The sequence below is a fragment of the Halomonas garicola genome (assembly GCF_055382465.1).
The window spans coordinates 604,536-625,462 of the sequence record NZ_AP043931.1 but is presented as its reverse complement, the minus strand read 5'-3'; the positions used below and the strand labels follow the sequence as shown (position 1 = coordinate 625,462).

Genomic DNA, 20,927 nt, shown 5'->3' with positions numbered 1-20,927 from the left:
CGTTGAAACGTCTGACCTTACGCGCGGCCAGCCTGTTCCATCACTTCCTGGGCAAAATCGACTTCCTCGACCTCAATGCCTTCACCCACTTCAAAACGGGTAAAGCTGGTCACTTCGCCGCCGGCTTCCTTGACGTATTCGGCCACGGTCTGGTCGGGGTTCTTGACGAACGCCTGTTCGGTCAGGCTGTTTTCCGCCAGGTACTTCTTGAGACGGCCCTGAACCATTTTCTCGGCGATGTTCTCCGGCTTGCCGGCCATGTCCGGCTGGGCCATGATAATCGCCTTTTCTTCGTCCAGCTGCTCTTGGGGCATGTCTTCCGGACGCGTCGCTGCGGGGTTGATCGCCGCCACGTGCATGGCAACGTCCCGAGCGGCGTCAACGGTGCCGCCCTTGAGCACGGTGAGCACGGTGAGCACGCCAATGCGGCCGCCGTGGACGTACTCGCCTACGATGCTGCCTTCGCCGGGATCCACGACCACGGCGCGACGTACGCTGATGTTCTCGCCGATCTTCTGCACCAGCTCTTCGCGAGTCTTTTCCAGCTCGCCGTCCATGACCGCGGCCACGTCGTCGCTTTTCGCGGCGAAGAAGGCATCAACGATGGTGCTGGCAAAGCCGGTGAAGTTATCGTCCCGGGCGACGAAGTCGGTTTCCGAGTTGATCTCGACCATGACGCCGTAGCTGCCGTTGTCGGCCACCTTGGTCACCACAGCACCTTCGGCGGCGGTACGGTCGGCTTTCTTGGCGGCTTTGAGGCCGGAGTTCTTGCGCAGGTTTTCGATCGCGACGTCGATATCGCCGTCGGTTTCGGTGAGTGCTTTTTTACACTCCATCATGCCAAGGCCGGTGCGCTCGCGCAGTTCCTTGACCTGAGAGGCACTGATAGCTGCCATGGAAATTCACCTCTAATGAGTCTGACTGAATGATGAAACGCCAGGGCCAGGGAGCCTAAGCCCCCTGGCCGGTACCACGGGCGAGCCGTCTTACTCGGCGGCGGCGCTCTGATCAGCGGCGCCCTCTTCGGCGGCGGGCGCTTCGTCGGTCACTTCGACGAACTCGTCCGGGTCCCCTTCCTTGGCGCTGGCGCAGGCATCGGCAATGGCCTTGACGTAGATCTGGATGGCGCGGATGGAGTCATCGTTGCCCGGGATCACGTAGTCGACACCGTCGGGGTTGGAGTTGGTATCCACCACGCCGATGACCGGGATGCCCAGCTTGTTGGCTTCGTTGATGGCCAGGCGCTCGTGATCGACGTCGACCACGAACAGCGCGTCCGGCAGGCCGTTCATGTGCTTGATACCGCCGATGGAGCGCTCGAGCTTTTCCTGCTCGCGGGTCGTCATCAGCACTTCTTTCTTGACCAGCTTGTCAAAAGTGCCGTCTTCACGCATGGCTTCCAGATCGTGCAGGCGCTTGATCGACTGCCGGATCGTCTTGAAGTTGGTCAGCATGCCGCCGAGCCAGCGGTGGTTGACGAACGGCTGACCCACGCGGTTGGCTTCTTCCTTGATGATCTTGCTGGCGCTGCGCTTGGTGCCCACAAACAGAATTTTGTTGTTGGCCGCGGCCATCTTGGTCACCACGTCGATCGCTTCGTTCAGCGCCGGCAGCGTGTGCTCAAGGTTGATGATGTGAATCTTGTTGCGTGCGCCGAAGATGTACTGCCCCATCTTCGGGTTCCAGTAACGGGTCTGGTGGCCGAAGTGGGCGCCTGCCTTGAGCAGGTCACGCATATTGACATGTGCCATGGTAAAACTCCTGAAACTCGGGTTAGGCCTCCACGCACCCCATGGATCCGACCGGTGACGCCAAGTGGCGCTCATCGGCACCCGGGACCATGTGCCGGTGCATGTGTGTTTTCAAGGCTTGCTGTTAATGTAGTGGTGGCAGCCGCGCACGGCGCGAATTGCCGCTGCGCTTCTCTTCAGCCGCCAGCGACCGGACATGGTATCCCATCAGGGCCTTGCCGACAGGCGGACGATTGCAGGAAAGCGCGCGGCTTTATACCATAGATCCCCGTCAAGATGAAGTCGCTGCGCCTTTGTAAACCGGCTGACAAGGCACGCCATATAGCGCGCCGGGCCGGGCAGCACGCGGCCCCCGCCGTTTATCACCTTGCGTTTTCCACCCTTACTGCAACCGAGTGTCCATGAACGTTCCGATTAAAACGCCCGCCGAAATCGACAAGATGCGCGAAGCCGGCCGCCAGGCCGCCAGCGTGATTGAAATGATCACCCCCCACGTCAAGGCGGGCATCAGCACCGGGGAAGTCGACCGGCTGTGCCACGAGTATATCGTTGACGAGCTGGGCTCCACCCCGGCGCCGCTGAACTACCACGGCTTTCCCAAGGCCACCTGCACCTCGATCAACCACGTGGTCTGCCACGGCATTCCCGATGACGCCAAAAAGCTCAGGAAAGGCGACATCATGAACCTCGACATCACCGTCAAGACCGCCGACGGCTACCACGGGGACTCAAGCGTCATGTTCATCGTCGGCGAGTCGATCCAGGGTGAGCGGCTGAGCCGCGTGACCCAGGAATGCCTGTATAAAAGCATGGCGGCGATCAAGCCCGGCGTGCGCCTGTCACAGCTTGCCCGGGTCATCCAGGACCACGCCGAGGATCACGGCTACTCGGTGGTACGCGACTTCTGCGGCCACGGTATCGGCGCGGGCTTTCACGAAGAGCCGCAGTTTCTCCACTACGACGGCTACGCCCCGGAAGCCGACATCGAGCTTGCCGCCGGCATGTGCTTTACCATCGAGCCCATGATCAACGTCGGCAGCTACAAGACCAAGGTGCTGCGCGACGGCTGGACGGCGGTCACCCGGGACCGCGGCCTTTCCGCCCAGTGGGAGCACACTCTGCTGGTCACCGACACCGGCGTGGAAGTGCTCACCGCGCGCGGCGACGAAGACCTGAGCTTTCTCGAGCGCTGATGCTACTCCACCATTACCGCTTCGTGCCGGACACCACCCTGCTCGACCTTGACACCTTTCGCGCCGAGCTTGCCGGCTCGCGCTCGCCGGTAGCGCCGTTCAAGGCCGCGCTTGAATCCCTGCAGGAACGGCTCGACGCGCGGTTTCGCGCAGGCGCGGATATCCGCGACCTGGTGCGCGGCCGCGCCTGGCACCTCGACCGGCTGCTGGCCATTGCCTGGGAGCAGCACGCCTGGCCCGACGACGGCATCGCCCTGCTCGCCGTGGGCGGCTTTGGCCGCGGCGAGCTGCACCCGCATTCCGACATCGACCTGATGGTGCTGCTCGAAGGCGACGACGATCGCGCCTACCGCGAGCCGCTCACCGCCTTTATCACCTTTCTCTGGGATATCGGCCTGGAAATCGGCCACAGCGTGCGCTCGCTCAACGACTGCGAGCGCGAAGCCGAAGCCGACGTCACGGTCATGACCAACCTGCTGGAAACGCGCCTGATCAAGGGCCCCGAGCGCCTGCGCAAGGCCATGCGCGAGCGCCTGGGCGCCGAGCGCCTGTGGCCGGCGGACCGCTTTTTCGCCGCCAAGCGCGACGAGCAGATCGCCCGTCACCAGCGCTACAACAACTCCGAGTACCATCTCGAACCCAACATCAAAAGCTCCCCCGGGGGGCTTCGCGACATCCAGATGATCGGCTGGGTGGCCAAGCGCCACTTTGCTACCGAATACTACGCCGACATCGTCGCCAAAGGCTTCATGAACGACGCCGAGCTGCGCATTGTCAGCCAGGGCCAGGCGTTTTTGTGGCAGGTGCGCTACGCCCTGCACATGCTGGCCGATCGCGCCGAAGACCGGCTGCTGTTTGACCACCAGCGCCGCATCGCCGAGCTATTTGGCTTCAGGGACACCGCCGAGCGCCTCGCCGTCGAGCAGTTCATGAAGCGCTACTACCGCCACGTAACGGCGCTTGCCGGGCTCAACGACATGCTGCTGCAGCACTTTGACGAAGTCATCCTGCGCGGCGGCGAGGCGCTCGATACGGTCACGCTTAACGCGCGCTTCGAAACCCGGGGCGGCTATATCCAGGCGCGCTCGCGTGGCCTTTTCCGCGAGCACCCCGAGGCGCTTCTCGAGCTCTTCCTGCTCATGGCCGAGCACCCCGAGATCGAAGGCGTGCGCGCCGACACCATCCGCCTGATCCGCGACCATCGCCACCTGGTCGACGACAACTACCGCGACGCCCCCGAGCACCAGCGACTGTTCATGGCGCTTCTACGCTCGTCGGGCAACGTCCCGCGCCAGCTTAAGCGGATGAACCGCTACGGCATTCTGGGCAAGTACCTGCCCGACTTTGGCCGGGCGGTGGGGCTGATGCAGCATGATCTCTTTCACCTCTACACCATCGACGCCCACACCCTGAAGCTGCTCAAGCTTTTGCACCGCTTTCGCAAGCCCGAAGCCCGAACGGACTTCGCCGTGGCCGCCGAGCTGATGCCCAGGCTGCCCAAGCTCGACGTGCTGTGGATCGTCGGGCTCTTTCACGATATCGGCAAGGGTCGCGGCGGCGATCATTCGATCATCGGCGCCCGGGACGTGGAAGCCTTTTGCCAGCGCCACCGGCTGTCCCCCCACGACACCCGCCTTGCCGCTTGGCTGGTGGAGCATCATTTGTTGATGTCGATGATCGCGCAGAAGCGCGACATTACCGACCCCGAGGTCATCCGCGACTTCGCCCTCACGGTGCAAAACGAAACCCGGCTGAACTATCTTTACGTGCTCACCGTGGCCGACATCAACGCCACCAACCCGTCGCTGTGGAACGGCTGGCGGGCCACGCTTTTGCGCCAGCTTCACGCCGAAACCAAGCGCGCGCTGCGCCGGGGGCTGCACAACCCGCCGGACCGCGACGACTGGGTCCGCGAAACCCGGGACGAAGCCCGCGCGCTGCTCCACGACGCCGGCATCGACGACGCGCACATCGACCCGCTGTGGGCGTCGCTTGGCGAAGACTACTTTCTCCAGTACGCCCCCGGCGAGATCAGCTGGCAGACCCGGGGTATTCTTGCCCACCGGGAAACGCACCTGCCGCTGGTGCTGATCAGCGCCCCCGACGGCACCGCCGAAGGCGGCACCCAGGTGTTCATCCACACCCGCTCGGTGGACGATCTCTTTGCCGCCACCGCCGCGGCCATGGAGCAGCTGGGGCTTTCGATCCACGACGCCCGCATCGCCACCTCGCGCAACGACTGGACGCTGAATACCTTCATCGTGCTGGATAACCAGCACCAGGCCATCCGCGACGACGAGCGCATCGAAGAAATGCGCCGCCATCTGGTCGAGGAGCTCGACGACCCGGACGACTATCCGCGCATCGTCACCCGGCATACGCCGCGCAAGCTCAAGCATTTCAAGGTGCCCACCACCGTGCTCATCGAGCAGGACCCGGCCAACGAGCGCACCCTGCTCGAGCTCACCGCCCCGGACCGCCCCGGCCTGCTGGCCCGAGTGGGGCGCATTTTCATGGAGCAGGACATCGCCCTTTCCGCGGCCAAGATCGCCACCCTCGGCGAGCGCGTGGAGGACGTCTTCTTCATCACCACCAAAGCCGGCGAGCCGCTGACCGACCCTGAACGCCAGGATCAGCTGCGCGAACGCCTGACCGAGGTGCTGGGCGTATAGCCCGCCACCCCAGCCCCTGACGACCCGCATGGAGGATGACGCACATGCTCAGCTTTGCTCTCGGCATCGGCACCCAGAACACCCGGGGGGACTGGCTGGAGATCTACTACCCGGCGCCGCTTGTGCATCCCGACGCCAGCCTGGTCGCCGCGGTGCAAAAAACGCTCGACGCACCAAAGGGCACCGCGGCCGTAAGCTTTCTCCCCGAGGACTGCGCGGCCCTGGCCGAGGCGCTCAAGGATGCCGGCCACCCCGAGCAGGCCGACCTTGCCGAGGCGCTGGCCGCCAGCCGGCGCCCGCTGGTGGCCATGCTGGTGGACGCCAACCGGCCGCCGCAGACGACCCCCGAGGTCTATCTCAAGCTGCACCTGCTGTCCCACCGCCTGGTCAAGCCCCACGGCGCTGACCTGACCGGCATGTTCGGCCTGCTGCGCAACGTGGCCTGGACCAGCGAAGGCGCCATCGACGTCGACGAGCTGCCCGCCCGCCGGCTGAAGGCCCGCCTCGAGGGCCGCGCCCTGAGCGTAGCAAGCGTGGACAAGTTCCCCCGCATGGCCGACTACGTAGTGCCCGAGGGCGTGCGCATCGGCGACGCCTCCCGGGTGCGCCTGGGCGCCTACCTGGGCGAGGGCACCACGGTCATGCACGAAGGATTTGTCAACTTCAACGCCGGAAGCGAGGGCCCAAGCATGATAGAAGGTCGCGTGTCCGCCGGCGTCATTGTCGGCCGGGGCTCGGATCTCGGCGGCGGCAGCTCGACCATGGGCACGCTCTCCGGCGGCGGCAACCTTATCATCAGGGTGGGCGAAGACTGCCTGATCGGCGCCAACGCCGGCGTCGGCATACCCCTCGGCGATCGCTGCACCGTCGAAGCCGGCCTCTACGTCACCGCCGGGGCCAGAGTCACGCTGATCGACGCCGACGGCGAGGAGGCCGGCGTCGTCACCGCCCGGGAGCTCGCCGGCCAGAGCGACCTGCTGCTGCGCCGCCACTCCCAAAGCGGGCGCATCGAGTGCCTGACCAACCAGAGCGCCGTGGCGCTGAACGAGGCGCTGCATGTGCATAACTGAGCCGGCCGGCCTCTCGCCGACGCTCAGGCTCGCCTTTGAGCTGATACGCCGGCCGTCGGTCACGCCCGACGACGAAGGCTGCCAGGCCGTGCTGATCGAGCGCCTGGAAGCGCTTGGCTTTCACGTCGAGCGCCTGCCCTTCGGCGACGTCGATAATTTCTGGGCGGTGCGCGGCCACCACGGTCCGGTGCTGGCCTTTGCCGGGCACACCGACGTGGTGCCCAGCGGCCCGGAAAGCGCCTGGGAACACCCGCCGTTTGCGCCCTGCGTTGACGCCGACCGCATGCTCTGCGGGCGCGGTGCGGCGGACATGAAAGGCAGCCTTGCCGCCATGGTCATCGCCGTCGAGCGTTTTATCGCCGAGCACCCGGACCACGACGGGCGCATCGCCTTTCTGATCACCTCGGACGAGGAAGGCCCCGCCGTTGACGGCACCCGAGCCGTGGTCGAACACCTGCGCGAACGCCACGAGCGCCTGGACTACTGCCTGGTCGGCGAACCCTCGTCCACGGCGCGGCCGGGGGATGTGATCAAGAACGGCCGGCGCGGCTCGCTTGGCGGCACGCTGCGGGTCAAGGGCGTTCAGGGCCACGTGGCCTACCCCCATCTGGCGCAAAATCCCATCCATCAGGCCATGCCGGCGCTGGATGCGCTAGCCCGGGAGCACTGGGACAGCGGCAACGACTTCTTCCCTGCCACCAGCTTTCAGATCGCCGGCCTGCGCGCGGGCACCGGCGCCACCAACGTTATTCCCGGCGAGCTTGAGGCGGTATTCAACTTCCGTTTCTCCACGGAGATCACCCAGGAGGCGCTCCGGGCGCGCACCGAGGCGCTGCTCGACGCCCACGGGCTGACCTACGAGCTTGACTGGGCGCTCAACGGCAACCCCTTCCTCACCGCCGAAGGCGCGCTGGTGGACGCCACCGTCCGGGGCATAGAAGCCGTGACCGGCGAGCGCCCGCGGCTTTCCACCTCCGGCGGCACCTCGGACGGGCGCTTCATCGCCACCCTCGGCGCCCAGGTGGTCGAGCTCGGACCGCCCAACGCCACCATCCACAAGGTCAACGAGCGCGTTCGCGCCGACGACCTGGAGACGCTCGGGGACATCTACACGGCCATTCTCGAAGCGCTTTTCGTCCCGGCTCAGCGCGGATGACGGGGGGAGGCGGGGCTGGCTGCGAACGCAGCATGGCCACCTCGGGGTTTTCTACTGTCCCCCCGCAACTACGAGATCGCCACGTCGCTGCGCGACTCGCGATGACTGCAGCGGGGAAAGCGCCCATGCCCACTATGTCATAGCAGCGATAGCCCTGCGGGGCATTCCGCTCACCTTCTGAGTGAGTCGGACAAACTCAATATGGCAGACTCAATTTCGTGACTGGTCAACGAGGCATAACCCAATAGCCATCCCTGCTGCTTCTCCTTTCCCGCATACAAGCGGCTGAGCCCGGGTAACAGCACTCCAGCGGTGGCTGCGCGGCGGATGGTCTCCAGCTCCGACCATCCTGAAGCCAGAAAACAAGGAATCTGCAATCCGCCGGCGGGACGTAAGGCGGTGACAATCCCATCCAGATGGTTGGCAATCGCATCAAGAATTACCTCTCTGCGATCCGCGTAGAGCTTACGCATGGCGCGAACGTGGGAGGTATAATGGCCCTCGTCCATAAATCGCGCCAGGGTTAACTGAAGGATCTGTGGCGTGTGCCCGTCCATGATGCTTCTCGCGTAGGTGAAGGCGCTTACCAGCTCCTCCGGCAAGGCCATGTAGCCTATTCTGAGGCCGGGATAGAGGGTCTTGCTGAACGTGCCCAAATAGATAGTTCTATGATGTTGATCAACACCTTGAACGCAGGCGGTGGGTAAACCCTCATAGTGAAACTCGCTGTCGTAATCGTCTTCGATGATCCAGCCGCCGTTTTCTACGGCCCAATGGGTCAAGTCCAACCTGCGCTCCAGCGAAAGTATCGCCCCGGTAGGATATTGGTGTGACGGCGTGACAAACACACAGTTTGCACCGCTCCGATCCGCTCGCAGCTGATCGGTTCGAATGCCCTGAGCGTCAACGTCGACGGGGACCGTTTTGGCCTCGGCCGCTTCAAATGCCCGCTTGGCGCCCAGGTAACCCGGATTCTCCATCAGGATGGACTCGCCGGCGTCAACCAATAGCTGGGCGCATAAAAACAGTGCCTGCCGGGTGCTGCTTAACACGAGAATCTGGCTGGCAGAGACCTTCGCGCCCCGCTCGAGGCTTAAATAAGTAGCGATGGCTTTACGCAGCGGCTCGGCACCTTGCGGATCCCCGTGCAGCAATACATGGGACCGATAGTCCTTCAGGGCCTTTCGCTGTAAGCGCTCCCAGACACCGGTGGGGAAGTTTCGCGTTTCGGGCAACCCTGTGGCGAACGCCCTGATGCTCTGCTGGTCAGTAACGCCCCCGCTTTCGAAAATCATCCGGCCCCGCTGGCTGAGGCCTGCGCCAGCCGCATCGATAGCGCCGCTGTAAGATGGTAGCTTCCTGCGTCCTTGCGCTATCCCGCGCAGCTCGGTACCCAGGGTCTCTAACACATAGCTTCCTGACCCGCCGCAGCGCACGATGAATTCGTCACGCTGCAGTTGCACATAAGCGTTTTCCACGGTATCCCGAGAAACGCCAAGCGATCTGGCCAGAGCGCGGGTCGCCGGCAGCTTGACCCCGGGATCAAGTGCGCCGTCAAGAATCAGCGTGCGCAGGGCACGCTGAATTCGCTGGTGCAGAGTCAAAGGCTGAAGGTCGGCATCGTTCATCCGCATCTTCAGCGTTTCAAGCTCGAATTGTCGGGTCATAGGTGCCCCAAGTGGTCTGGTTGTCTTACTGAAAGCGTACTGACTAAACGGACCAAAAGCATGTTACAAAGATAGCTCCCATGCGTAGTTATCCGTCCACTTTAAGGAGGCCCAGTACCGCCATGCCGACTCCTTCCGATATACAGACCCACCATGACCGGCACGGCCGGTATCCAGAGGCCGTCACGGTCGAGGACTTCCGGCGCAACCTGGCAGCGGTACAGGCACGTATCGATGCAGCCTGCCATCGCGTTGGCCGTGATCCGGCAACGGTACGTCTGCTGCCGGTCAGCAAGACCAAGCCCGAGGCCAGCCTGCGCATGGCCCATGCGGCGGGCTGTCGGATGCTGGGCGAGAACAAGGTGCAAGAAGCCTATCGCAAGTGGGAGGCCATGCAGGATTTGACCGATCTGCAGTGGTCCGCTATCGGCCACTTGCAAACCAACAAGGCCAAGCTGGTGGCACGCTTCGCTACTGAGTTTCAGGCGCTGGACAGTCTGCGCCTGGCCAGAGCGCTGGATCGTCGCCTGCAGATGCAGGGACGCTCTCTGGACGTGTTCGTACAGGTCAACACGTCCGGCGAGGAGAGCAAGTACGGACTGGCCCCCGAGGACGTGCCCAGCTTTATCCAGGCCTTGCCGGCGTTTTCCGCGCTTCGCGTGCGCGGTCTGATGACGCTTGCGCTGTTCTCCAGCGAGGCCGAACGGGTGCGCCAATGCTTCGTGCTGCTGCGCACCCTGCGTGATCGACTGCGGCAAAGCGCGCCTGCCGGCATCGAGCTGGACGCGTTATCCATGGGAATGTCCGGCGATTTCGAAATCGCCATCGAAGAAGGCGCCACGGTAGTGCGCGTCGGTCAGGCCATCTTTGGTGCCCGCGACCTGCCGGATAGTCACTACTGGCCGGGAGAGCCCACTGGGGACCAATCATGACCGAAGCAGCCTCTGTATCCGCACTGCACCCAATGCAGCTGGATGTGGTCTCGGTGCAGTCCCAGGTGGTTTATGGGCGGGTGGGCAACAACGTTGCGGTTCCGGCCCTGGAGGCGCTGGCCTTGACGGTGGCCGCTGTACCCACCGTGATATTCAGTAACACGCCGCACTACCCGACGATACACGGCGGCGCGGTGCCCATCGAATGGTTCGATGGCTATTTGCAGGATCTTTCCGCGCGCGGAGCCTTGAATGCGCTACGCACCATTCTGGTCGGCTATCTTGGCAACCCGGCGCAGGCGCAGGCCCTGGAGCGCTGGGTGCGAGGGCTGCTGATAGAGCATGCCAACCTGCGCATCGTGATCGATCCGGTGATCGGCGATCACGACCACGGTATCTACGTCGATCCGGAGCTGATCGACTCCTACCGCAGCCTGCTGCCTCTGGCCGATGGGTTAACGCCGAACGGCTTTGAACTGGGGCATCTGACCGGGTTGGCGGTGAACGACGTTGACAGCGCCATTACCGCTGCCCGCACGCTGCTGACGGGGCGCACGCAGTGGGTCGCGGTAACCAGCACTGCGCCCGATACTCGGGTTGGGAATGAGGTGCAGGTGGTGCTCGTGACCCGCACGCAAGCCGAGGTTATTGCGCATCCCTTCATTCACGCCTCACCCAAGGGCATTGGCGATCTGTTCTGCGCCACCCTGACCGGGCACTGGATCAAGGGTGCCGGCCTGCCAGAAGCCACTGCGCAAGCGTGCCGCCAGGTCATGCGCGCATTGCGCCATACGGATCAGAAGCGCTGCGCCGAACTCCTGCTGCCACCGAGGGCAAAGGGCCACGGCAACGACGCAGGACAGAGGCATGAATACATACGCCACTTTACCTATCGGATCCAATCCGGGGATACCTCATGAAACCAGCAACCTCTCCCCTGATGCGGGCTTATGCCTGACGAATCCCCACGAATATGTTGCTACTCGCCGCATAGGCTCTGCTCCCTGACTTCCTCGCGAAGTCGTGCTCGGAGGGTTGTCCAAGCAGGCCAAGGCACGGCGTCGGGTTGATGACGACGAAGACATTCCAAGCCCAGGCGCCACACGGAAAGCACGCTCCGGTGCCGGATACTGTTGCTCTGATAGCGCCGCTGTTGCCCCCGGGCTCGGACATCCAGGCCGGCCACCATCATGGCCACGTTCGCCAACATGGCGATCAGCAGCAGGACCTCGATGCGCTTGCCCTGGCGAGACTGATGCATGCCGAAGCCCAGCCCGAACAAGGGACTTTTGACATCGCGGAACCCTTCCTCAATCTGCATGCGCTGTCGGTAGATCGTTACCACTTTATTCGCCAGCGTTGAGCGGTCCGGCAGATTGCTGACCAGCACCCAGGGCTCCTGCTGACGCCGGGCGATCGTCCGGCTGCCGCCGTCCCGAGAGATCCGGCCTTGTTTATTGCGATGCTTACGTCCCCGTGGCGGTCGATAATAGAGCACCATCTGAGCGCGGAACGGATGGTTTTCGGCGATCCGGACGGAGCCCCACGCCTGCGGTTCCGATGTCGCGTGTTGAAACAGGGTCTTCACGGGTTGCCATGCTTCGCCTGACGCCTGGTAACGGGCGGGCTGACGGACCCGTCCAACGATATACCAGCCGCGCGCTTCAACGGCCCGAAACCACGGGTTACGAAAGCCGGCATCGGTCACCAGGATCGGCGTGGCCTTGTCGGGCAGGATCCTTGCCAGCGCATCCAGCAGATAGGCTTCACAGTATGGGCATCCTTCCTTGTGATGAACCTTCTCGAAGATGGGCAGCGATCGCCCGGCGAAGGGCACCGCCGCACGCAGCAGGAAATGCCTGCCGCGGTCATCAATCGGCGACCAGTCCACCAGAATCAGTGGGCGCGTTGTATGGCCGATCAGCAGCGAGGCCATGAGCCAATAGAACAGCGGTCGTTCCTGATGAAGGTGAGGGTTGCCTAATAGTCGATCGACTCGTTTGATGGCGTGCTTGGCATCCGTCGAGCTCGGCAACGCACGGCCAATGGCCGTTAATCCCAGACGTCGCTCGCCCAGCAGAGCGCCAACGGTATCGAGGACGGTCTGTAGCCGCTTGGCATGGATCACGGAGAGTGAAGACGTCAGCAAGTTATGCAAGAATCGAGGGGCCTGCATGGGTCTCCTTCGCATGTTGTTGTGTGTCGTAACTCACAACATGCATGACTCATGCAGGCTTTTTCAATCCTATCATGCTGATTTTATTACCCATTTCATGGGGATTCCTCAGGGCTTATGCCCGCCAACCCGTGTCATTTGTCCGCAGCAGCGGCGCCCTCCTGTGGGACGAACAGGGCACGAATACCTGGACGCCATTGCCGGTGTTGCGATCACCAGCCTGGGGCACAGTCAACAGGCCCTAATAAAAACAAGAATTCTGTCAATTACCTCGCTGCAGTGAAGCCGTATGTCGGGCTTCATTCGCAACTGACGCTTAAAAAAATCCGGGCCGCCTAGCAACGCAAAAACCCCGCCGGAGCGGGGTTTTCGTCTTGGGGCACGTCTTTTTTATGACGTGTGCTATGACGGGCGCTATTCGATGATGCTGACGTCGTCGGCCTGCAGGCCCCGCTCGTTGCGGATCACCTGGTAGCGTACCACCTGGCCCTCATGCAGCATTCGCGGGCCGCGCCCGCGAATGGCGCGGAAGTGGACGAAAACGTCTTCGCCGCTGTCCCGGGTAATAAAGCCGTAGCCCTTGTTGGTGTTGAACCATTTGACGTCGCCTTCTTCGCGCCCGTCGTCGGGGTCGATGACGTTATCTTCATGATCGAACTCGTCTTCCTCGACCGGCTCGGGCGCCGATGGGTGCGCGGCGGGCGCCGGGCTCGCTGCCTCCTTCACCGAGGCGGGAGGCGCCCGCACGACCATGGGCGGCGCCAGCGCGGCAGCGGCGACGGTGCCCACGCAAAGCAGCACAAAACAGCTCAGCGCGGTGGCAAAATACACGCCGGCACCGCCAACCAGGGCAAGTTCGGCAACCCACTCATTGATGAGCGGCGCGCTGACCAGCTGAAAAATGCCCGTCAGCAAAAACGGCGCCGGCGCGGCCAGTAACAGGCTGATGAGAATACAGCGCAACACGACTTTTGGATTCATGGATAGAAAAAGCTCGCTTGTTGTATAGATGACAAAGGAAGGACAATACGTCGTCCCGATACGCGACATTTACCGCTTTACACGGCGGCCAATGCCGTTTTCGACCGGCGGCGTAAAGGCGCCGCCGGCCATACTCTACAAGACTGCGATGTTATCATGCCCCACGACCTGTCGCCTGCCGCCCTGGGCGCACGCCTTGACGCCCTGGAGTCCCGCCTTGCCTTCCAGGAGGACTGGCTCGACACCCTCGACCAGGCCGTTATCGAACAGCAGCGCCGGCTGCAGGCGCTGGAAGAGCTTAGCGCTCTGATGCGCGAGCGGCTGCGCGAATACGGGCGAGCCGATAGCGACGCGGCGGGCACCGCCGGGAGCGGCCCCGAACACGAGGTGCCGCCGCACTATTAGCCAGCGGCCGCCCTATCAGAGAGGGGCTAGTCGCGGAACACGCGCACGCCCAGCGCCTTGAGGGCCGACGTTTCCGCAATGGCCGGGTGCACCGGATGGTCGGCCGCCTGATGCCCCTGGAAGATCACCTGGCCGTGGCGGTCCTGATGGCGCACCGCGCCGCGCACCACGTCCATCAGCCGCTCCGGCGCCAGGTGCATCGACGACGAGGCCGACAGCAGCAGCCCGTCCCGGCCCAGCAGGCGCATGGCTTCGCGGTTGTAGCGGGCGTAGGCACGCTCGCCGCTGTTGCTGTCCCGGCGCTTTCTGATCAGCGCCGGCGGGTCCACCACCACCACGTCGAACTGCTCGCCGTCGGCCTTCAGCGCGGCCAGCGCCTCCAGAGCATCGCCCTCGCCGATGGCCACCTGCTCGTGCACGCCGTTGAGCTCGGCGTTATGCGCCGCCTGCTCCAGGGCACTTCCCGAGGTATCCACGCACAGCACTTCCGAAGCGCCGCTGGCGGCGGCCTGGACGCCAAAGCCGCCCGCGCCGCTGAACAGGTCGAGCACGCGCTTGCCGGCCACGTGGCGGTTCAGCCAGGCGCGGCTGTCGCGGTGGCCGAAGAACCAGCCGGTGCTATCGCCGTCGAGCACCGGCACGGCAAAGCGCACGCCGTTCTCCTCGATCAGCACCTCGTCGGGAAGCGTGCCCCTGACGACTTCCACTTGGGCGTCTAGCCCTTCCTGGCGGCGCTCGCCGGTGTCGTTGCGAAACACGATGGCGGCAGGCTTGATGACCTTCTCCAGGGCATCGACGATCGCCTCGCCGAGCGCCTCCATCCCCGCAGTATTGAGCTGCACCACGACCACGTCGCCGAAGCGGTCGATCACCAGCCCCGGCAGCAGGTCGCCCTCGCCGTGAATCAGACGATAAAACGGCCCGGCATAAAGGCGTTCGCGCAGCGCCAGCGCCTGCTTGAAGCGGTGGACAAAAAGCGAACGGTCCACCTCCATCGCCGGATCCCGGGACATCACCCGGGCGCAGATCAGCGAGCCGGGGTTGACGTAGGCCACGCCCAGGGCGCGGCCGTTGGACGCCTCGACCCGGGCAAGCTCGCCGGCCTGAAAGGCCTTGAGCGGCGTTTCGCGGGTGTCCACTTCGTTGGAATAGATCCACAGGTGCCCCGCCTTCAAGCGGCGGTCGGCGTTTTTCTTGAGTCGCAGGGGTTGGCTCACGGGTGTCTCCCGAACAGAGGTGATACGGGGCCTAGCGCTGGCAGACGGGGCAGTAGACGCTTGCCCGCTGGCCCAGCGCTACGCGCTTTAGCAAGGCGCCGCAGCGCCGGCAGGGTTTACCCTCACGGCCGTAGACGTTGAGCCGCTGGGCAAAATAGCCCGGCTCGCCCTGGCCACTGACGAAATCGCGCAGGGTGGTACCGCCTTGGGTAATGGCTGCGGCCAGCACCTCCCGGGCGGCGCCGGCAAGGCGCTCGTAGCGCACCCGGGCAATGCGCCCGGCGGCCCGGCGCGGGTCGATCCCGGCAATGAACAACGCCTCGGCGGCGTAGATGTTGCCCACGCCCACCACCACGCGGTTGTCCATCAAAAACGGCTTGACCGCCATGCGCCGGCCGCGCGAACGCTGAAACAGCCGTTCACCGGTGAAGGCAGCCGAGAGCGGCTCCGGGCCCAGGTGCGCCAAGCGCGAGTCGTGCGCTTCGTCGGCCTGCAGCCAGTCGACAAAGCCGAAGCGGCGCGGGTCGTGATAGCGCAGCACCCGGCCGCTTTCAAGCACCAGGTCGATGTGGTCGTGCTTTTTCGGCGCGTCTCCCACCCGGGCTATGCGCAAACTCCCCGACATCCCCAGGTGCCAAAGCAGCGTGCCCTGGGCGCTTTCAAGCGGCAGCAGCAGGTACTTGGCCCGGCGTCGGGGCGTGCCCAGGCGCGCCCCTGTCAGCCGGTCGGGCAGATCCGCGGGCACCGGTACGCGCAGGCGCATATGGCGCAGGCGCACCTCGGTGATTTCTCGCCCCGCGATAAAGGGAGCAATCCCGCGGCGGGTGGTTTCCACTTCGGGCAGTTCGGGCATGGCGTCAGGCCGGCACGGCAGTGGTGGGTGACAAGGCGGCAGGCATGCAAAAACCCGGCACGAAGCCGGGTTTTGCAACAGGTCCTCGCCTGCGGAGAAAGCCGATCAAAAGCGCTTACTTGATCTTGGCTTCCCGGTAGATCACGTGCTTGCGTACCACCGGATCGTACTTCTTGAACTCGAACTTGTCGGGGGTATTCCGCTTGTTCTTGTCGGTGGTGTAGAAATGGCCGGTACCGGCGCTGGATACCAGCTTGATCTTGTCGCGCATGGTGTAACTCTCCCAAAAAATCCTGACTCAACACGTCTGGCCGGAAAAGGGCCGGCCCAACCCCGGGTTAAAGGCGTATCAGAACGCTTCGCCGCGCTTGCGCAGATCGGCAAGCACGCTGTCGATACCCTTCTTGTCGATGATGCGCATGCCCTTGGAGGAAACGCGCAGCTTGACGAAGCGGTTTTCCGACTCGACCCAGAAGCGGTGCGAATGCAGGTTAGGCGCGAAACGACGACGCGTTTTACGCTGGGAGTGAGAAACGTTGTTACCGTATACCGGGCGCTTGCCGGTAACTTGACAAATATTGGACATGAGAGTCTCCAACCGCTTGGCGAGTGGTGCAAAACCGTTTTCAAAAACGTCGGGCAGACCGGAGCAGGGCGGCAGCCGGCGCTTGATCGCCTCGACTTTCCCAGGCCCGCTATTCAACCCAAGTTCTTTCAACCTAAGTTCAAAGGGGGCACTTTATACCAGAGACCGCCAGCCGCGGCAAGGAAAACCGCGTTTTCACCGCGACGGTCACGAGCCTGAAGCTACATCCAGCCGCGCTCGGCAAACGATACCACCTCGCCGTCGCCCACCACAAAGTGATCGAGCACGCGGATGTCGAGAAGCTCCAGCGCCTCCTTCAGCCGCCGGGTGATGCGCCGGTCGGCGTCGCTTGGCTCGGCCACCCCCGACGGGTGGTTATGCGCAAGGATCAAGGCCCCGGCGCCAAGCTCCAGCGCTCGCTTTGCCACCTCCCGCGGATACACCGAGGCGCTGTCCAGGGTACCGCGAAACAGCGACTCAAAGCGGATGATCCGATGCTGGGTGTCAAGAAACAGCGCGGCGAACTCTTCGTGGCCCAGGTGGCGGAGCTGGGCGGTCAGGTAGTGGCGCACCAGCGCCGGCGACGTCAGCGCGTTGCCCCTAGCCAGCTGGCTTGCCAGGTGGCGGCGCGAGAGCTCAAGCGTCGCCTGCAGCTGGGCGTAGGTGGCGCTACCCAGGCCCTTGACCGCACAAAACGCCTGCTGGTCGGCCTCAAGCAGCGGCCTCAGCCCGCCAAACCCGGACAGCAGATCCCGAGCCAGATCCACCGCCGAGCGCCCGGGCACGCCCACCCGCAAAAAGATCGCCAGTAGTTCGGCGTCCGACAGCGCCGGCGCGCCCAGCTGCAACAGCTTTTCCCGCGGCCGCTCGCCTTCCGGCCAGTGATTGATCCCCATACCCCCTCCCCGCCGCTTTCCCTGGCGCCGATCCATGGCAATGCCCCGGCATTACCCTTGCGCTCAGCATGCCAAAGCGGCGACGCAAATGGTATGGTAGCCCCCTTGAAAGACAAAGGTGTATTCCTGCCATGGCTGCTTTGACCCTATCGGGCAAGCGGGTGCTGCTGGGCGTCAGCGCCGGCGTTGCCGCGTATAAAAGCGCGCTGATCACGCGCCTGCTCAAACAGGCCGGTGCCGAGGTGCGCGTGGTCATGACCGCCGGCGCCGAGGCCTTTATTACGCCGCTGACGCTACAGGCGCTATCTGGCGAGCCGGTACGCACTTCCCTGCTCGACCCCGACGCCGAAGCCGGCATGGGCCACATCGAGCTTGCCCGCTGGGGCGACGTGCTGCTGATTGCTCCGGCCACCGCCGACCTGATGGCTAAGCTTGCCCACGGCTTCGCCGACGATCTGCTCACCACTCTGTGCCTGGCAAGCGACGCCCCCCGGCTGATCGCCCCGGCGATGAATCAGGCCATGTGGCGAAGCCCTGCCACCCAGCGCAACGCCGCCACGCTCATCGAAGACGGCTGGCAGCAGGTGGGCCCCGACGCCGGCGACCAGGCCTGCGGCGACACCGGCTTTGGGCGCATGAGCGAGCCCGAAGCCATCGTTACCGCCGTGGAAGGCTGCCTGGCTCTGACCCCGCCGGCAGCGGGCGTCGACCGCCCTGCCGGCACCCGGCACGTCGTCATTACCGCCGGCCCCACCCGGGAAGCCCTTGACCCGGTGCGCTATCTTTCCAAGCACGTTTTATCCAACCGTAGCTCGGGAAAAATGGGCTTTGCGCTGGCCGCCGCCGCGCTTGAGCAGGGAGCGCACGTTACCCTGATCAGCGGCCCGGTGGCGCTTGCCACGCCCCCGGGGGCTCAACGCATCGACGTCGCCTCCGCCGCCGAGATGCACCGGGAAGCCCTGCGGCTGGCCCCAGAGGCCGACGTCTTCGTCGGCTGCGCGGCGGTGTCTGACTACCGCGCCGCCGAGGCCGCCGAGCACAAGCTCAAGAAAACCGCCGACGAGGCGACCCTGACGCTGACGCTTGAGAAAAATCCCGACATCATCGCCGACGTCGCCGGGCTTGAGCCCGCACGGCGCCCGCCGGTGGTAGCGGGCTTTGCCGCCGAGACCCGGGACGTCAGGCGCTACGCCGAAGACAAGCTCGCCCGCAAGGCGCTGGACATGATCGTGGCCAACGACGTCTCCGCCGCCGGGCTGGGCTTTGGCAGCGACGACAACGCCGCCTGGCTTTTATGGCGCACGCCCGAGGGCAGCGCAAGCGAACATCAGCCGCCTCAACCCAAGACACAGCTGGCTCGGACCGTAATTCAGCGCGCCCTTGCGCTGCTCCCCGGCCGGCCAGACACTCGGGAGACCCCATGACCGCTGCCCCCCGCTCGCGCCTGGAATGCCGGCTGCTCGACGAGCGCCTGCGCGACTACATGCCCGCCTACGCCACCCAAGGCTCCGCCGGCATGGATCTGCGCGCCCTGCTCGACACCCCGCTGACCCTCAAGCCCGGCGACTGCCAGCTGGTCCATACCGGCCTTGCCATTCATCTTCGCGACCCGGGGCTCGCCGGCATGATCCTGCCGCGCTCGGGGCTCGGTCACAAGCACGGCATTGTGCTGGGTAACCTCGTGGGGCTGATCGACGCCGACTACCAGGGCGAGCTGATGATCTCGGTGTGGAACCGCGGCCCGCGCGCCTTCATCGTCGAGCCGTTCGAACGCCTGGCCCAATACGTGGTGGTCCCCGTGGTCCAGGCCGAACTCGACGTCGTGGACGACTTTACCCCCAGCGAGCGCGGCGCCGGCGGCTTCGGCAGCACCGGCGCGCACTAGGCTTTGGCGCGCTTTATCGCGCCCCGCTACCTATTCAAGCCCTGTTTTTCAAGCCCAGCTTTCAACCAGAGACGACCATGCCCCACCCCACGCTGAACGCCTCCATTTTCCGCGCCTACGATATCCGCGGCATCGTTGACGACACCCTGACCGATGAGGGCGTAACGCTAATCGGCCACGCCATCGGCAGCGAAGCCGGCGCCCGGGGCGAGACTACCGTGGTCGTCGCCAGAGACGGCCGCCTCTCCGGCGAGCGCATGCAGGCCGCGCTGATTCGCGGGCTGACCGCCGCCGGCCAGAACGTGATCGATATCGGCATGGTGCCCACTCCGGTGCTCTACTTTGCCACCCACGTGCTCGACGGCACGGCCTCCGGCGTCATGGTCACCGGCAGCCACAACCCGTCGAACTACAACGGCTTCAAGATCGTGCTCGGCGGCGAAACCCTCTCCGGCGAGGCCATCACCGCGCTGTACCGGCGTATTGTCGACGGCGACCTGGCCTATCCTCACACAAACCACGGCGAAGGCCGGGTGAGCGAAGACGACCTCCGCGAGGCGTATCTTTCCCGGATCGTCGGCGATATTAGCATCAAGCGCCCGCTCAAGGCCGTAGTGGACTGCGGTAACGGCGTGGCCGGCGAGCTCGGCCCCGAGCTCATCCGCCGGCTGGGCGTGGATACAGTACCGCTGTTCGACGACATCGACGGCACCTTTCCCAACCACCACCCCGACCCCGGCAAGCCGGAAAATCTCAAGGACCTGATCGCCAAGGTAAAGGAGACCGACGCCGACATCGGGCTGGCCTTTGACGGCGACGGCGACCGCCTGGGCGTGATAACCCCGAGCGGCAAGCTGATCTACCCCGACCACCTGCTCATGGCCTTTGCCACCGACATGCTCGGCCGCAACCCCGGGGCGAAAGTCATCTTTGACGTCAAGTGTACCGGCAATCTTACCGGCGTCATCGAACGCGCCGGCGGCGAGCCGGAGATGTGGCGCACCGGCCATTCGCTGATCAAGGCGCGGATGAAGGAAACCGGAGCGGCGCTGGCCGGGGAAATGAGCGGCCATGTCTTCTTCCGGGAACGCTGGTACGGCTTTGACGACGGCCTCTACGCCGCCGCGCGGCTGGTGGAAATACTCGCCGGCCAGAACGCCGATGCCGACACCTTCTTCGCCGGTTTCCCGCTGGACGTGGGCACCCCGGAAATCAACATCGAGGTCACCGACGACACCAAGTTCACCCTGGTCGACAAGCTTGCCCGGGAAGGCGACTTCGGCGAAGGTATCAAGACCACCCTCGACGGCATCCGCGTCGACTACCCCGACGGCTGGGGACTGTGCCGCGCCTCGAATACCACGCCGGTGCTGGTGCTGCGCTTTGAAGGCAAAACCGAGGCGGCACTTGCGCGCATCAAGGGGCAGTTTGCCGCCGCGCTGCAGGCGCTCGACCCAACGCTTGTTCTGCCCGCCAGCCGTTAGCGC

20 protein-coding genes are annotated in these 20,927 nt (G+C 64.4%); 10 read left to right on the top strand and 10 right to left on the bottom strand.

Annotated features, from left to right (window positions below; translation table 11 throughout):
* Window positions 1-17: 17 nt before the first annotated feature.
* Both tsf and rpsB read right to left on the bottom strand, forming a co-directional pair.
* Window positions 18-896 carry a translation elongation factor Ts gene (gene tsf / locus ACZ46Y_RS03290; RefSeq protein WP_311954054.1) on the bottom strand — a complete coding sequence of 293 codons (879 nt, stop codon included), beginning with the start codon at window positions 894-896 and terminating at the stop codon, window positions 18-20.
* Between the two features lie 90 nt (window positions 897-986).
* Window positions 987-1,751 (bottom strand): 30S ribosomal protein S2, encoded by a 765-nt coding sequence (rpsB, locus tag ACZ46Y_RS03285; protein WP_311954052.1) that lies wholly within the window; start codon window positions 1,749-1,751, stop codon window positions 987-989.
* Between the two features lie 401 nt (window positions 1,752-2,152).
* Between rpsB and map the strand changes: the two genes are divergently transcribed.
* The 4 genes from map to dapE are packed head-to-tail and all read left to right on the top strand — an operon-like array spanning window position 2,153 to window position 7,842.
* Complete coding sequence (gene map, locus ACZ46Y_RS03280) at window positions 2,153-2,944, top strand: type I methionyl aminopeptidase (RefSeq protein WP_311954049.1); 792 nt, start codon at window positions 2,153-2,155, stop codon at window positions 2,942-2,944.
* Window positions 2,944-5,616 carry a [protein-PII] uridylyltransferase gene (locus ACZ46Y_RS03275; RefSeq protein ID WP_311954047.1) on the top strand — a complete coding sequence of 891 codons (2,673 nt, stop codon included), beginning with the start codon at window positions 2,944-2,946 and terminating at the stop codon, window positions 5,614-5,616. Before map ends, ACZ46Y_RS03275 begins: the two co-directional genes overlap by 1 nt.
* Before the next feature lie 44 nt (window positions 5,617-5,660).
* Window positions 5,661-6,686, top strand: coding sequence for a 2,3,4,5-tetrahydropyridine-2,6-dicarboxylate N-succinyltransferase (dapD, locus tag ACZ46Y_RS03270; RefSeq protein WP_311954044.1), 1,026 nt, complete (start codon window positions 5,661-5,663; stop codon window positions 6,684-6,686).
* Entirely contained in the window at window positions 6,673-7,842 is a 1,170-nt protein-coding gene (dapE, locus tag ACZ46Y_RS03265; RefSeq protein ID WP_311954041.1) for a succinyl-diaminopimelate desuccinylase, read from the top strand. The genes dapD and dapE overlap by 14 nt, the downstream gene beginning before the upstream one ends.
* Window positions 7,843-8,012: 170 nt before the next feature.
* Here the strand turns inward: dapE and pdxR are convergent, their stop codons facing one another.
* Window positions 8,013-9,509 carry a MocR-like pyridoxine biosynthesis transcription factor PdxR gene (pdxR, locus tag ACZ46Y_RS03260; protein WP_311954038.1) on the bottom strand — a complete coding sequence of 499 codons (1,497 nt, stop codon included), beginning with the start codon at window positions 9,507-9,509 and terminating at the stop codon, window positions 8,013-8,015.
* Window positions 9,510-9,631: 122 nt separating this feature from the next.
* On the opposite strand from pdxR, the gene ACZ46Y_RS03255 reads away from it, so the two are divergent.
* On the top strand, window positions 9,632-10,441 hold the full coding sequence (locus tag ACZ46Y_RS03255) for a YggS family pyridoxal phosphate-dependent enzyme (RefSeq protein ID WP_311954035.1): 810 nt from the start codon (window positions 9,632-9,634) through the stop codon (window positions 10,439-10,441).
* On the top strand, window positions 10,438-11,361 hold the full coding sequence (gene pdxK / locus ACZ46Y_RS03250) for a pyridoxine/pyridoxal/pyridoxamine kinase (RefSeq protein ID WP_311954032.1): 924 nt from the start codon (window positions 10,438-10,440) through the stop codon (window positions 11,359-11,361). The genes ACZ46Y_RS03255 and pdxK overlap by 4 nt, the downstream gene beginning before the upstream one ends.
* A 59-nt stretch (window positions 11,362-11,420) precedes the next feature.
* On the opposite strand, the gene ACZ46Y_RS03245 is transcribed toward pdxK, so the two are convergent.
* Window positions 11,421-12,617 carry an IS4 family transposase gene (locus tag ACZ46Y_RS03245; RefSeq protein ID WP_311882096.1) on the bottom strand — a complete coding sequence of 399 codons (1,197 nt, stop codon included), beginning with the start codon at window positions 12,615-12,617 and terminating at the stop codon, window positions 11,421-11,423.
* 414 nt (window positions 12,618-13,031) lie between these two features.
* Window positions 13,032-13,598, bottom strand: a complete 567-nt coding sequence (locus tag ACZ46Y_RS03240; protein WP_311957626.1) for a cold-shock protein — start codon at window positions 13,596-13,598, stop codon at window positions 13,032-13,034.
* 156 nt (window positions 13,599-13,754) lie between these two features.
* Between ACZ46Y_RS03240 and ACZ46Y_RS03235 the strand changes: the two genes are divergently transcribed.
* The gene (locus tag ACZ46Y_RS03235) at window positions 13,755-14,003 is read left to right on the top strand and encodes a SlyX family protein (protein ID WP_311957628.1); all 249 of its coding nucleotides are present in this window, start codon (window positions 13,755-13,757) and stop codon (window positions 14,001-14,003) included.
* A 26-nt stretch (window positions 14,004-14,029) separates the two neighbouring features.
* Here ACZ46Y_RS03235 and ACZ46Y_RS03230 read toward each other — a convergent pair whose 3' ends face one another.
* From ACZ46Y_RS03230 to radC, 5 genes are all read right to left on the bottom strand, one after another.
* Window positions 14,030-15,220 carry a class I SAM-dependent rRNA methyltransferase gene (locus ACZ46Y_RS03230; RefSeq protein ID WP_311957630.1) on the bottom strand — a complete coding sequence of 397 codons (1,191 nt, stop codon included), beginning with the start codon at window positions 15,218-15,220 and terminating at the stop codon, window positions 14,030-14,032.
* 31 nt (window positions 15,221-15,251) lie between these two features.
* A complete protein-coding gene (gene mutM, locus ACZ46Y_RS03225; RefSeq protein ID WP_311957632.1) occupies window positions 15,252-16,073 on the bottom strand; it encodes a bifunctional DNA-formamidopyrimidine glycosylase/DNA-(apurinic or apyrimidinic site) lyase in 822 nt (273 codons plus the stop codon).
* A gap of 115 nt (window positions 16,074-16,188) precedes the next feature.
* Window positions 16,189-16,344 carry a 50S ribosomal protein L33 gene (gene rpmG / locus ACZ46Y_RS03220; RefSeq protein WP_189518268.1) on the bottom strand — a complete coding sequence of 52 codons (156 nt, stop codon included), beginning with the start codon at window positions 16,342-16,344 and terminating at the stop codon, window positions 16,189-16,191.
* 78 nt (window positions 16,345-16,422) lie between these two features.
* Window positions 16,423-16,659, bottom strand: a complete 237-nt coding sequence (gene rpmB / locus ACZ46Y_RS03215) for a 50S ribosomal protein L28 (RefSeq protein WP_311957635.1) — start codon at window positions 16,657-16,659, stop codon at window positions 16,423-16,425.
* A gap of 221 nt (window positions 16,660-16,880) precedes the next feature.
* Entirely contained in the window at window positions 16,881-17,555 is a 675-nt protein-coding gene (gene radC, locus ACZ46Y_RS03210; RefSeq protein WP_311957637.1) for a RadC family protein, read from the bottom strand.
* A gap of 131 nt (window positions 17,556-17,686) precedes the next feature.
* Between radC and coaBC the strand changes: the two genes are divergently transcribed.
* From coaBC to ACZ46Y_RS03195, 3 genes are all read left to right on the top strand, one after another.
* Window positions 17,687-18,979 (top strand): bifunctional phosphopantothenoylcysteine decarboxylase/phosphopantothenate--cysteine ligase CoaBC, encoded by a 1,293-nt coding sequence (gene coaBC, locus ACZ46Y_RS03205; protein ID WP_311957641.1) that lies wholly within the window; start codon window positions 17,687-17,689, stop codon window positions 18,977-18,979.
* Window positions 18,976-19,440 carry a dUTP diphosphatase gene (dut, locus tag ACZ46Y_RS03200; RefSeq protein ID WP_311957644.1) on the top strand — a complete coding sequence of 155 codons (465 nt, stop codon included), beginning with the start codon at window positions 18,976-18,978 and terminating at the stop codon, window positions 19,438-19,440. The genes coaBC and dut overlap by 4 nt, the downstream gene beginning before the upstream one ends.
* A 77-nt stretch (window positions 19,441-19,517) precedes the next feature.
* The gene (locus tag ACZ46Y_RS03195) at window positions 19,518-20,924 is read left to right on the top strand and encodes a phosphomannomutase/phosphoglucomutase (protein WP_311957645.1); all 1,407 of its coding nucleotides are present in this window, start codon (window positions 19,518-19,520) and stop codon (window positions 20,922-20,924) included.
* Window positions 20,925-20,927: the final 3 nt, after the last annotated feature.